Genomic DNA, 12,668 nt, shown 5'->3' on the forward strand with positions numbered 1-12,668 from the left:
ATGGAAAATAATCAGCCGATAATCGTCAAGCGCATCAAGCGCTATGCCGCCGGGCACCACGGCGGCGCCTGGAAAATCGCTTTTGCCGACTTTGCGACGGCGATGATGGCGTTCTTTCTGGTGTTGTGGCTGATGTCCTCGGCCACTCCGGAACAGAAACTTGCCATTTCCGGGTACTTCAAGGATCCGATCGGTTTCAGTGAAAGCGGCACGCCGTTCATCATTGACCTAGGGGGGTCGCCAACGCTTGCGCCCGACAAAACCTTGAATCCCGAAGTCGAGACCGTGCCGCAGCAAGACAAAATCAAGATCGAGAGCGAAAAGGTCGACGCCGTTGCAGAGCAAGTCGAGCAGGAGCGTCTGGATATGCTGCTGCAAGAGCTGCAGAACAAGGTCGAGGAAAATCCGGAACTGAAGAAGTTCAAGGACCAGATATTGTTCGAAATCACCCAGGACGGTTTGCGCATACAGATCATGGACGCTGCAAATCGGCCGATGTTCGACATTGGCAGCGCTCGTTTGAAGCCGTATTTCGAAGATATCCTGCTGGCCATGGCAGACACCATCCGAACTGTGCCGAACAAAATCAGCATCAGCGGTCATACGGACGCTACGCCTTATGCCGGGACCAAAGAGTTCGGCAACTGGGAGTTGTCGTCGAACCGAGCCAACGCTGCGCGTCGGGCGTTGGTCGCGGGTGGTTATCCTGAATCGCAAGTGGCGCGCGTCGTCGGGTACGCGTCGTCATCCTTATACGATCATGAAAACCCGCAGAACCCGGTGAACCGTCGTATCGACATCATTGTGCTGACCAAGAAAGCCCAACAGCGTATCGAGGGTATCCAGTCAGCACCGCAAACGCCTGAGTCCGGGACGCCAGCACCCGGTGCCGCTGCTCCGGCTGTCACCCCTGGTACTTCAGTAGATCCGGCCCCGCAAGCACCCCTGCAGCCCCATGAACTGCGAGACAAGCTCAACATCTTTGAAGATGGCGTGTTGAAGATGGATGAGACCAAGAAGTAGGGTGGGTCAACAGGTGCAAAAAAGCCGCGATGATCGCGGCTTTTTACTGCGTGCAGGAAAGCTTAGTAACTGTTTTCAGGCAGGCTGGCGATGATCGAGCGGTAGCTGTTCATCCGTTGTTGCTGAACGCGGCCTTCTTCAAGGGCCTTGAGCAGGGCACAGCCCGGTTCGCGATCATGTTTGCAGTCGCGGAAACGGCAGGTTCCGATCAAATCATTGAATTCGATGAAGCCAGCTTCGACATCGGCGCGGCTGACATGGCCCAGGCCGAACTCGCGAATTCCCGGGGAGTCGATCAAGTCGCCGCCGCGTGGAAAGTGGAACAGGCGCGCGGTGGTCGTGGTGTGAGTGCCCTGACCCGACAGTTCGGAAAGCGGGCCGACACGGGCTTCGACTTCCGGGAGCAAGCTGTTGACCAGCGACGATTTACCGACACCGGACTGACCGACAAACACGCTGATATGCCCGTCCAGCTGGGTTTGCAGCTGCTGCATGCCGTCGCCTTGATGGGCGGACACTTCCAGTAGTGGGTAGCCCAACTGCCGATAAACTGCCAGCAACGCATTGAGCGCTGGAGCGTTTTGGTCGTCGATCAGGTCAGCCTTGTTCAACAGCAGCAGAGGACGAATCCCCGCGTGTTCGGCGGCAACCAGATAACGGTCGATCAGGTTGGCGTGCGGCTCCGGCATCGGCGCGAAGACGATCACGATCAGATCGACGTTGGCGGCAACCGGCTTGAGCTGACCACGGCTGTCCGGGCGGCAAAGCTCGGTTGTGCGGGGCAGTTGCGCGACGATGACGCCGATACCCTGATTGCCGGCACGCCAGACAACCCGGTCGCCGGTGACCAGCGCCGGCAGGTTGGCGCGCAAGTGGCAACGGAACACCTGACCGGTTTGCTCGCCTTCCTGTGCCTCGACTTCGACCTGCACACCAAAGTGAGCGATCACAAGCCCTATTTGCTCAGGGCCGAGATCGCCGCCCTCAAGTGTTTCAAGGGTCTGCGATTCACGTTTGGCGGCGCGGGAGGCGCGCTCGCCCTGAATCTTTTCGATGCGCCAGTTTTGGCGACGATTGAGTTGGCGTTTGGCCATGGGTGTTCCGAGTCGATAAAGCAGCTGATTAGGTAAAACGCCGCAAGTCTAGCATGTCCCGCTAGGCTAAACTGCGCGCCTAAGTTGAGGAGTCGCGACATGCCCACGCAAGAAAAATTTAGTAAGCAGAACCTGATTTGGATCGACCTGGAGATGACCGGTCTGGACCCGGACACCGACGTCATTATCGAGATGGCGACCATCATCACCGACAGCGAACTGAACACGCTGGCTGAAGGGCCGGTGATTGCCGTGCATCAAAGTGACGAGACGCTGGCCCGCATGGATGAGTGGAACACCCGTCAACACGGTGGCTCTGGCTTGACTCAACGGGTCCGTGACAGCCGCATCAGTACCGCTGAAGCCGAAGCGCAGACCCTGGCCTTTATCCAGCAATGGGTGCCGGAACGCAGCTCGCCGATCTGCGGTAACAGCATTTGTCAGGATCGTCGCTTTCTGTATCGGCACATGCCAACGCTGGAGCACTACTTTCATTACCGCAACCTCGATGTTTCCACGCTTAAAGAGCTGGCAGCCCGCTGGGCGCCAAACTTGAAGAAGTTCGAGAAGGGCGGCTCCCATCTGGCGATGGACGATATTCGCGAATCGATCGGCGAATTGCGTCACTACCGTGAGCACTTCATCAAGGTGTAACAGGGAAACAACGTGATGTGAAAGCAGAGGCGTGGCGATAAATTTCGCCGCGCACCTCTTTTGGTGCTTCGTCTGACTGGTTAGACTGCGCGGCTTTATCGCGGGGACTCCGCCATGTTGCTGATGCTTTATCTAATCGCCATCACTGCGGAGGCCATGACGGGTGCGCTGTCAGCCGGACGGCGAGGGATGGACTGGTTTGGCGTGGTGCTGATTGCTTGCGTCACTGCACTGGGTGGCGGTTCGGTCCGTGACGTGTTGCTGGGTCATTATCCTCTGACCTGGGTCAAACACCCTGAATATCTGGTTCTGACCAGCGTCGCGGCGTTGGTGACCGTCTTCATTGCGCCGTTGATGCGCCATTTGCGTTCGTTGTTTCTGGTACTGGATGCGGTGGGGTTGGTGGCGTTCACGCTGATCGGCTGCATGACAGCGCTGGAGACCGGGCATGGCATGCTGGTCGCGTCAGTCTGCGGGGTGATTACCGGGGTATTTGGCGGCATCTTGCGAGATATCTTCTGCAACGACATCCCGTTGATTTTCCGTCGCGAACTTTACGCCAGCGTGTCATTCGTGGCGGCCTGGTGCTATCTGATCTGCCAATATCTGGGGTTACCCAATGAGCAGGCAATTCTGATCACCTTGTTTGGCGGTTTTTTGTTGCGGCTGCTGGCGATCCGTTTTCGTTGGGAAATGCCCAAGTTCGTTTACAGCGATGAGCCGTAAAATCCGGACCTGCACCGTTTCATCGCCCATGTTGCCTCAATGCCCACTCCACATGCTCACGCACCAGCTCCGACGGGTAGTCGCGTCGAGCTTCCAGCGCTTCCAGCACGGGAATGGTCGATGGTGCATTGCCCAGCCCAACCGCCAGATTGCGCAACCAGCGCTCATAACCGGCGCGGCGCAGGGGCGAGCCTTCGGTGTTGCTGAGGAAGGTCGTTTCATCCCACAGGAACAACTCGGCCAGCCCCGCATTGTCCAGATTATGCCGTGGCTGAAAATCACCCTGGCTGGTGGGGCGGGCGAAGCGGTTCCAGGGGCAGACGATCTGGCAGTCATCGCAACCGAACACACGATTCCCAATCAGCGGGCGCAGCTCTTCAGGGATCGCCGTCTTGAGCTCGATGGTCAGGTAGGAAATGCAGCGTCGGGCGTCCAGCACGTAAGGGCCGACGAACGCTGCAGTAGGGCATATATCCAGGCAGGCCGTGCAGCGCCCGCAATGCTCGCTGGTGTGCGGCGGGTCGACGGGCAGCGGCAGGTCGACGAACAACTCACTGAGGAAAAAATAGCTGCCGGCCTTGCGATTGAGTATCAGGGTGTTTTTGCCGATCCAGCCCAGCCCGGCTTGTTCGGCGATGGCTTTTTCCAGTACCGGTGCACTGTCGACGAACGCCCGATAACCAAACGGACCGATGGCGTGCTGGATGCGTTCGGCCAGTTGCTGGACGCGTTTGCGGATCAGCTTGTGATAGTCGCGGCCCAGGGCGTAGCGCGAGACGTAGGCTTTTTCCGGCTGGGCCAGACGTTGCGCCATTTCAGTGTCGCCCGGCAGATAGTCCATGCGTAGCGACACCACGCGCAGCGTCCCCGGCACCAGCTCTTCCGGGTGCGAACGTTTGCTCCCGTGGGCGGCCATATAGTCCATCTCGCCGTGGTAACCCGCATCGAGCCAGCGTTGCAGGTGCTGTTCATGCTCAGCCAGATCCAGGCCGGCGATCCCGACTTGCTGGAAGCCCAACTCGCGTCCCCAGGTCTTGATCGATTGGGCCAGGGCGGCCAGGTCGGCGGTAATTGGCGGATTGGCAATAATAGCGGGCATGTGAAGAGGAAACCGGAGCGGAGGTGCGTATAATTCTGCCAGACATCGGAGCCTATGACGCATGTTGCCAACTAAACCCGACGCATTGTACTGCGCAGCCCACGTGCGAGACCTCGACGCCCGCCTGATTGCGGCCGGCACGCCTGGCATTGAATTGATGCAGCGTGCGGCCCATGCGACGTGGCGAGCATTGCGTCGCCATTGGCCAGAGGCACGTGAATTGACCGTGCTGGCAGGGCGTGGGAATAACGCCGGTGACGGATATCTGGTCGCGGCGCAGGCCCGGCGAGCGGGCTGGCAGGTCGTGGTGCTGGCGGTGGGTGATCCTGCACAATTGTCTGGCGACGCCTTGCAGGCACACGCCGAGGCGGTGAAGGCGGGCGTCAGCATCGTGCGCTGGTCCACCGAGCGGGTGCTGAGCGGCATTGTCCTCGATGCGCTGCTTGGTACGGGCCTGAGCGGTGAGGTGCGAGAGCCTTACCGCAGCGCGATCAATACGATCAATGCCAGCGGTCTGCCTGTCGTGGCGGTCGATATTCCTTCCGGGGTGTGTGCCGACACCGGTAAAACCCTTGGCGTTGCGGTTCGGGCTCAGCTCACGGTGACCTTTATCGGTCTGAAGCTGGGGTTGCTCACCGGCGATGCCGTGGACCGGGTTGGCGAGTTGGTATTCGATGACCTGCAGGCCGATCCGCTGATCGTGGCGCAAACGCCCGTCAGTGCTAAACGCCTGGATACGTTTAATTTGCCGCGTCTGGCCGCTCGATCTGCCTCGGCGAACAAAGGGCTGTTCGGTCGCGTGTTGGTGATTGGCGGTGATCACGGGTTTGGTGGTGCGGCGCTGTTGTCGGCAGAAAGCGCCTTGCGCAGTGGTGCGGGCATGGTGACGCTCGCGACCCGCCGTGAACATGTGCCGGCCGCGCTGACGCGAGCCCCGGAAGTCATGAGCGCGGGCATCAGCTCGGCCAATCAATTGCGCGCCTTGATCGAGCCGGCTGCCGTGCTGGTGGTGGGGCCTGGTTTGGGTCAGGCCAGTTGGGGGCGCAGCCTGTTGTCAGCGGCGGCCAATGCCCAGCGTCCGCAAGTGTGGGACGCCGATGCGCTGAATCTGTTGGCCGTTGGCGTTGTGACCCTGCCGCCCGATAGCGTGATCACCCCGCATCCAGGCGAAGCGGCGCGGTTGTTGGGGGTCAGCACTCAGGCGGTTCAGGCGGATCGTCCGGCTGCGGCGCAGGCGCTGGCACAGAAATACAAGACGGTTGTCGTCCTCAAAGGGGCGGGCAGCCTGATTGCCAGCGTCGATGGGCGGCTGGCGTTGTGTGATCACGGTCATCCGGCGATGGCCACTGCTGGTTTGGGCGATGTGCTCGCTGGACTGGTCGGGGCGCTGATGGCGCAGAAACTGCCGGCGTTCGAAGCGGCGTGTCTGGCGGTCTGGTTACACGCCAGCGCTGGCGAGCGTGCAGGGAAATCGGGCCGGGGGCTGGCGGCCAGTGATGTCATTCCAGCCATTCGTCAGTTATTGGAGGAACAGTCACCGTGTCTGAACTAACGCTGCACCTGGCCGATGAAGACGCCATGATGAGCTTCGGTTCACGTATCGCTCAGGTTACCGAAGGGCTTGGGGTGATCTTTCTCGAAGGCGACCTCGGTGCGGGCAAAACCACCCTGTCACGCGGGATTATCCGGGGCTTTGGGCATGTCGGTGCCGTCAAAAGCCCGACCTTCACCCTGGTCGAACCCTATGAAATCGGACCGGTTCGGGCCTTTCACTTTGATCTGTACAGGCTGGTCGATCCGGAGGAGCTAGAGTACATGGGTATCCGTGATTACTTCGATGGGAGTGCGCTTTGTCTGATCGAGTGGCCCCAACGTGGTGCGGGCTTTTTGCCAAAGCCCGACCTGACCATTACCATTAGGACGCATGCGGAAGGTCGATCACTGACTTTGAGCCCGAGAGGCTCGCGTGGCGAAACCTGGTGTGCCGCTTTGGCTTTGGAATTCAAATAAATGATGGGGTTAGGTATGCGCATGCGCGCGCTGGTTACTGTTGTAGGTCTGCTGCTGACGGCGCTGGCTGTTGACGCGTTAGCCGCTACACAGGTACGAAGTGTTCGCTTATGGCGCGCACCGGACAACACTCGGCTGGTTTTCGACTTGTCCGGGCCGGTCCAGCACAGTGTTTTCACCCTCACATCACCTGATCGTTTGGTTATCGACATTAACGGCGCGACGCTGGCGGCGCCGTTGAAGATCTCTACGGCTAACACCCCGATCACCAGCATGCGTTCGGCTCAGCGCACGCCGACCGACTTGCGCGTGGTTATCGACCTGAAAAAGGCCGTAAACCCGAAAAGCTTTATCCTCGCTCCCAACCAGCAGTATGGCAACCGTCTGGTGGTCGATCTGTTCGATCAGGACGCCGAGGCGAGCCCGGTGGTGCCCGATACAGCGGCCAACACCGCGCCCGCTGCGCCCGTCAGTCCGGCCAAGCCTGAGATCAGGCTGGTGCCTGTTCCCAACGGCAAACGCGATATCGTGATTGCCATCGACGCTGGCCATGGTGGCGAAGACCCTGGCGCGGGTGGTGCGCGAGGTCAGAAAGAAAAAGACATCGTGCTGTCTATTGCCAAAGAACTGCAGCGCCAGATCAACTCGGAGAAAGGCTACCGTGCGGAGTTGACGCGTACTGGTGATTATTTCATTCCGTTGCGCAAACGTACGGAGATCGCCCGCAAGAAGGGCGCCGACCTGTTCGTTTCGATCCACGCCGACGCCGCGCCGTCCTCGGCCGCGTTCGGTGCGTCGGTGTTCGCCCTGTCCGAGCGCGGTGCTACGTCCGAAACCGCGCGCTGGCTGGCCGACAGTGAAAACCGTTCCGACTTGATTGGTGGTGCTGGCGCCGTAAGCCTCGACGACAAGGACAAGATGTTGGCCGGGGTGCTGCTGGACTTGTCCATGACCGCCTCACTGTCTTCCAGTCTCAATGTCGGGCAGAAAGTCCTGAGCAATATTGGGCGCGTTACGTCGCTGCACAAATCCCGGGTCGAGCAGGCCGGGTTTATGGTGCTCAAATCTCCGGATATCCCATCGATCCTGGTAGAGACCGGCTTCATCTCCAACTCGGAGGAAGCGGCGAAACTCGCAGGTTCATCTCATCAGCAGGCATTGGCGCGCTCGATCAGCTCGGGTGTGAAACAGTTCTTCCAACAGAATCCACCGCTGGGCACCTATATCGCCTGGCTGCGGGACAGTGGCAAGATCGTCCAGGGGCCGCGCGACCACACGGTTCGCTCGGGTGAGACGCTGGCCATGATCGCGGTTCGTTACCAGGTGAGCGTGGCGACACTACGTCATGCCAACAGCTTGAGTTCCGATGAGCTCAGAGTGGGGCAGCGGCTGGATATCCCGAGTAATGCGTTGGCAGCTCAGCCATGAGCGAGTCGGCAGTGGACGGTGTGACCGACAGCGTTGAGATCAATAGCAGTGCGCGGATTGAGCTGCTTAGCCCGCGGCTGGCGAACCAGATCGCGGCCGGTGAGGTGGTCGAGCGGCCTGCATCGGTGATCAAGGAACTGCTGGAAAACAGCCTTGACTCAGGGGCGAAGCGCATCGATATCGATGTCGAACAGGCCGGGATCAAGCTGTTGCGTGTCCGTGATGACGGCGGCGGGATTTCCTCCGATGATTTGCCGTTGGCGCTCGCACGGCACGCAACCAGTAAAATTCGCGAACTGGAAGACCTTGAACGAGTGATGAGCCTGGGCTTTCGGGGTGAGGCGCTGGCGTCGATCAGCTCGGTGGCGCGTCTGACCCTGACCTCGCGCACCCGTGATGCCGATCAAGCATGGCAGGTCGAAACCGAAGGCCGCGACATGGCCTCGCGGGTGCAGCCCGCCGCTCACCCGGTGGGCACTTCAGTCGAAGTCCGCGATCTGTTCTTCAATACCCCGGCGCGGCGCAAATTCCTCAAAGCCGAAAAAACCGAGTTCGATCACCTGCAAGAAGTGATCAAACGCATGGCGCTGGCGCGTTTCGATGTCGCGTTTCATTTACGGCACAACGGCAAGACGATCCTCAGCCTGCACGAAGCGAATGATGACAACGCTCGCGCCCGGCGTGTGGCAGCCATCTGCGGTCCAGGCTTTCTGGAGCAGGCGCTGCCGATCGAGGTTGAGCGCAACGGTCTGCACTTATGGGGCTGGGTCGGTTTGCCGACGTTCTCCCGTAGTCAGGCAGACTTGCAATATTTCTACGTGAACGGCCGTGCGGTGCGCGACAAACTGGTCGCCCATGCGGTGCGCCAAGCGTACCGCGATGTACTGTTCAATGGTCGGCACCCGACCTTCGTCCTGTTTTTCGAAGTCGATCCGGCGGTGGTCGACGTTAATGTGCACCCGACCAAACACGAAGTACGCTTCCGTGACGGGCGCATGGTGCATGACTTCCTGTATGGCACGCTGCACCGTGCGCTAGGGGATGTCCGCCCGGAAAATCAGCTGGCGGGTACCGCTCCAGCGACGGCGCTGATCCGCCCGAGCGGCCCGGATGCGGGTGAGTTCGGCCCTCAAGGCGAAATGCGCCTGGCCAATAATCTGCTGGAACAGCCACAGGCCGAACCTTACGTGCGGCCGGCGGGCTCAGGTTCAGGCGCTGGGTATCAATACCAGTACTCGCCTCGCACCTCCGCGCCACTGCCGACGGCCGAGGCGCAAAGCGCGTATCGCGAGTTCTTCGCGCCGCTGCCTGAAGGCGGTGCGGCGCCTTTACCTGGCTCTCAGGACGACATCCCGCCGCTGGGGTATGCCCTGGCTCAGCTCAAGGGGATTTATATCCTCGCGGAAAATGCCCACGGTCTGGTGCTGGTGGACATGCATGCCGCCCACGAACGCATCATGTACGAACGCTTGAAAATCGCCATGGCCAGCGAAGGACTGAGCGGCCAGCCATTGCTGGTCCCGGAATCCATTGCAGTCAGTCAGCGTGAGGCCGATTGCGCCGAAGAACATGTCACCTGGTTCCAGCGCCTGGGCTTCGAGCTACAGCGGCTGGGCCCGGAAACCCTGGCGATTCGGCAGATCCCGGCGTTGCTCAAGCAAGCCGAAGCCAATCGGCTGGTGCATGATGTGTTGGCTGACCTGATGGAATACGGCACCAGTGACCGGATTCAGGCACACCTCAACGAGCTGCTGGGGACCATGGCCTGTCACGGCGCGATTCGCGCCAATCGGCGCCTGGCCCTGCCGGAGATGAACGGGTTGCTGCGCGACATGGAAAACACAGAGCGCAGTGGCCAATGCAACCATGGTCGACCGACCTGGACCCAGATGGGTCTGGACGATCTGGACAAACTTTTCCTGCGTGGTCGCTGATGAGTGCTTTGCCCCCGGCTATCTTCCTCATGGGCCCCACCGCTGCAGGCAAGACCGATCTGGCCATTGAGCTGACCAAGGTTCTGCCCTGCGAGCTGATCAGCGTCGATTCGGCGTTGGTGTATCGCGGCATGGACATCGGCACCGCCAAACCGTCCAAAGAGCTGTTGTCCGAGTTCCCCCATCGCCTGATCGACATTATTGACCCCGTGCAAAGCTATTCGGCTGCCGAATTTCGTGCCGATGCATTGGCTGCGATGGCCGACATCACTGCGCGCGGCAATATTCCGCTGCTGGTGGGCGGCACCATGTTGTATTTCAAGGCATTGCAGGAGGGGTTGGCGGATATGCCGCCCGCCGATGCGAGCGTTCGTGCGCAGCTAGAAGCCGAGGCCGCCGCGCTTGGCTGGCAGGGCTTGCACGATCAATTGGCCCAGGTTGATCCGGTGTCGGCGGCGCGAATTCATCCCAATGATCCACAGCGGCTGATTCGAGCTCTGGAAGTTTATCGGGTGAGCGGATTGAGCATGACCGCACATCGCGAGCAACAAACTGCGCAAAGTACTGACGCAGCCGCTTCGGGACGTCATCAATTGCCCTATACTGTCGCAAACCTGGCCATCGCTCCGGCAGATCGCCACGTACTGCATGACCGTATTGCGCAACGATTTGTACATATGCTGGAACAGGGGTTCGTTGACGAGGTCCTAGCTCTGCGAGCACGAGGTGACCTGCATGCGGGGTTGTCGTCGATGCGAGCCGTGGGCTATCGCCAAGTCTGGGATCATCTGGATGGCAAACTGACGTGGGACCAGATGCAGGAGCGTGGCGTTATTGCCACGCGCCAGTTGGCCAAGCGACAGTTTACCTGGTTGCGTAGTTGGGCAGATTTGCAGTGGCTGGACAGTCTGGCTTGCGACAATCTGCCACGTGCCTTGAAATACATGGCATCGGTCTCCATATTGAGCTGATACCGTGCAATTGCCGTCTATCCTTGGGGGGTGGCGGCCTAAGTCAATTTGCTTACTATTTTTTTCTATTGATCCTTAAAGGAGTGCGGCACATGTCAAAAGGGCATTCGCTACAAGACCCTTACCTGAATACTTTGCGTAAAGAGAAGGTTGGGGTTTCGATTTATCTGGTTAACGGTATCAAGCTGCAAGGCACGATCGAGTCCTTTGACCAATTCGTGATTTTGCTGAAAAACACCGTCAGCCAAATGGTTTACAAACACGCTATCTCTACCGTTGTGCCAGTTCGTCCAATTCGCCTGCCTAGCGCAGCCGAAACGGAGCTGGGCGACGCTGAGCCAGGTAACGCCTGATAGGAGTCTGCTTTGTTCTTTGAGCGCCACGGTGGTGGTGAACGGGCCATTCTCGTTCACTTGGATGGTCAGGACCCTGAGGCGCGTGAAGATCCGCAGGAGTTTCAGGAGCTGGCGATTTCTGCTGGCGCCGAGACCGTCGCGTTTGTCAGCGTGCCGCGTCATCGGCCAACAGCTAAATACCTGATCGGCAGCGGTAAGGTCGAGGAACTTCGCGACCTGGTCAAAGCCGAGCACGTAGATATCGTGATTTTCAATCACGTCCTCACGCCCAGTCAGGAGCGCAACCTCGAACGTGTTTTCGAGTGTCGCGTGCTTGATCGCACAGGTTTGATTCTGGATATCTTCGCGCAACGAGCGCGCACTCATGAAGGCAAATTGCAGGTCGAGCTGGCCCAGCTTGATCACATGAGTACTCGTCTGGTTCGTGGCTGGACCCACCTGGAGCGACAGGGCGGCGGCATCGGCATGCGCGGTCCAGGTGAAACCCAACTGGAAACCGACCGGCGTTTGTTGCGTGTGCGTGTGCGGCAGCTCAAGAGCCGTCTGGAGAAGGTCCGCAGTCAGCGGGACCAAGCCCGTCGCGGTCGCAAGCGCGCCGATATTCCTTCGGTGTCGCTGGTGGGATATACCAACGCGGGCAAGTCGACGCTGTTCAATGCGATGACCGACTCCAATGTCTTTGCCGCAAACCAACTGTTCGCGACCCTAGATCCCACCCTCCGTCGCCTCGAACTCGATGACTTTGGGCCGATCGTGCTAGCTGATACGGTCGGTTTCATTCGTCATCTGCCACACAAACTGGTCGAGGCGTTTCGCTCCACACTCGAAGAATCGAGCAACTCCGATTTGCTCTTGCACGTCATCGACGCTCATGAGCCTGAGCGCATGGCGCAGATTGAACAGGTGATGGCGGTGCTGGGCGAGATCGGTGCGGATGGCTTGCCGATCCTTGAGGTGTACAACAAACTCGATTTGCTTGAAGGGGTCGAGCCCCAGATTCAGCGAGATGCCGATGGCAAGCCGCAGAGGGTCTGGGTGTCTGCCCGTGATGGTCGAGGGCTGGATCTGCTTAAACAAGCAGTGGCTGAACTGTTGGGCGATGATTTATTCGTTGGCACCTTGCGCTTGCCTCAACGTTTTGCTCGACTGCGTGCTCAGTTCTTCAAGTTGGGCGCAGTTCAAAGCGAAGAACATGATGAGGAAGGCGGGAGTCTGTTGGCGGTACGTTTGCCGCGTGTTGAGTTCAATCGCCTGGTGAGTCGCGAAGGAATGCAGCCGCAGGAATTCATCGAGCAACACACTTTGCAATAAAAGCCTGAGAAAGCGGTTGTGCCGCGGACACAGGCATTCTGTAGCATTGGTTGGCGTGCCGT

The 12,668-nt window shown here is 59.4% G+C and carries 12 protein-coding genes; 10 read left to right on the plus strand and 2 right to left on the minus strand.

The genetic code is table 11. The annotated features are described in order from the left end of the window. The gene (motB, locus tag RGU44_RS22310) at positions 1–1,023 is read left to right on the plus strand and encodes a flagellar motor protein MotB (protein ID WP_322277957.1); all 1,023 of its coding nucleotides are present in this window, start codon (positions 1–3) and stop codon (positions 1,021–1,023) included. Positions 1,024–1,085: 62 nt separating this feature from the next. Here the strand turns inward: motB and rsgA are convergent, their stop codons facing one another. Beyond that, positions 1,086–2,117 carry a small ribosomal subunit biogenesis GTPase RsgA gene (gene rsgA / locus RGU44_RS22315; RefSeq protein WP_219062421.1) on the minus strand — a complete coding sequence of 344 codons (1,032 nt, stop codon included), beginning with the start codon at positions 2,115–2,117 and terminating at the stop codon, positions 1,086–1,088. Positions 2,118–2,216: 99 nt separating this feature from the next. Here rsgA and orn point away from each other — a divergent pair, with 99 nt between their 5' ends. Both orn and RGU44_RS22325 read left to right on the plus strand, forming a co-directional pair. Continuing rightward, positions 2,217–2,771: an oligoribonuclease gene (gene orn, locus RGU44_RS22320; RefSeq protein ID WP_322177568.1), complete on the plus strand. Its 555-nt coding sequence runs from the start codon at positions 2,217–2,219 to the stop codon at positions 2,769–2,771. 114 nt (positions 2,772–2,885) lie between these two features. After that, positions 2,886–3,497, plus strand: coding sequence for a trimeric intracellular cation channel family protein (locus tag RGU44_RS22325; RefSeq protein ID WP_322277958.1), 612 nt, complete (start codon positions 2,886–2,888; stop codon positions 3,495–3,497). 19 nt (positions 3,498–3,516) lie between these two features. On the opposite strand, the gene queG is transcribed toward RGU44_RS22325, so the two are convergent. Next, on the minus strand, positions 3,517–4,596 hold the full coding sequence (gene queG / locus RGU44_RS22330) for a tRNA epoxyqueuosine(34) reductase QueG (RefSeq protein WP_322277959.1): 1,080 nt from the start codon (positions 4,594–4,596) through the stop codon (positions 3,517–3,519). Positions 4,597–4,657: 61 nt separating this feature from the next. Here queG and RGU44_RS22335 point away from each other — a divergent pair, with 61 nt between their 5' ends. The 7 genes from RGU44_RS22335 to hflX all read left to right on the plus strand — a co-directional run bounded on the left by RGU44_RS22335 (position 4,658) and on the right by hflX (position 12,606). After that, on the plus strand, positions 4,658–6,148 hold the full coding sequence (locus tag RGU44_RS22335; RefSeq protein ID WP_322277960.1) for an NAD(P)H-hydrate dehydratase: 1,491 nt from the start codon (positions 4,658–4,660) through the stop codon (positions 6,146–6,148). Further along, positions 6,136–6,606 (plus strand): tRNA (adenosine(37)-N6)-threonylcarbamoyltransferase complex ATPase subunit type 1 TsaE, encoded by a 471-nt coding sequence (gene tsaE, locus RGU44_RS22340; RefSeq protein WP_322277961.1) that lies wholly within the window; start codon positions 6,136–6,138, stop codon positions 6,604–6,606. Before RGU44_RS22335 ends, tsaE begins: the two co-directional genes overlap by 13 nt. 3 nt (positions 6,607–6,609) lie before the next feature. Continuing rightward, a complete protein-coding gene (locus RGU44_RS22345; RefSeq protein ID WP_322278491.1) occupies positions 6,610–8,034 on the plus strand; it encodes an N-acetylmuramoyl-L-alanine amidase in 1,425 nt (474 codons plus the stop codon). Further along, entirely contained in the window at positions 8,031–9,968 is a 1,938-nt protein-coding gene (gene mutL, locus RGU44_RS22350; protein WP_416194648.1) for a DNA mismatch repair endonuclease MutL, read from the plus strand. The genes RGU44_RS22345 and mutL overlap by 4 nt, the downstream gene beginning before the upstream one ends. Next, positions 9,968–10,939 carry a tRNA (adenosine(37)-N6)-dimethylallyltransferase MiaA gene (miaA, locus tag RGU44_RS22355; RefSeq protein ID WP_322177573.1) on the plus strand — a complete coding sequence of 324 codons (972 nt, stop codon included), beginning with the start codon at positions 9,968–9,970 and terminating at the stop codon, positions 10,937–10,939. The genes mutL and miaA overlap by 1 nt, the downstream gene beginning before the upstream one ends. 92 nt (positions 10,940–11,031) lie before the next feature. Then, positions 11,032–11,292 carry an RNA chaperone Hfq gene (gene hfq, locus RGU44_RS22360; protein ID WP_219062428.1) on the plus strand — a complete coding sequence of 87 codons (261 nt, stop codon included), beginning with the start codon at positions 11,032–11,034 and terminating at the stop codon, positions 11,290–11,292. A gap of 12 nt (positions 11,293–11,304) precedes the next feature. Further along, positions 11,305–12,606 carry a ribosome rescue GTPase HflX gene (gene hflX, locus RGU44_RS22365; protein WP_322177574.1) on the plus strand — a complete coding sequence of 434 codons (1,302 nt, stop codon included), beginning with the start codon at positions 11,305–11,307 and terminating at the stop codon, positions 12,604–12,606. Positions 12,607–12,668 lie beyond the last annotated feature (62 nt).

This window comes from Pseudomonas sp. 5C2 (genome assembly GCF_034314155.1).
Lineage (GTDB): Bacteria > Pseudomonadota > Gammaproteobacteria > Pseudomonadales > Pseudomonadaceae > Aquipseudomonas.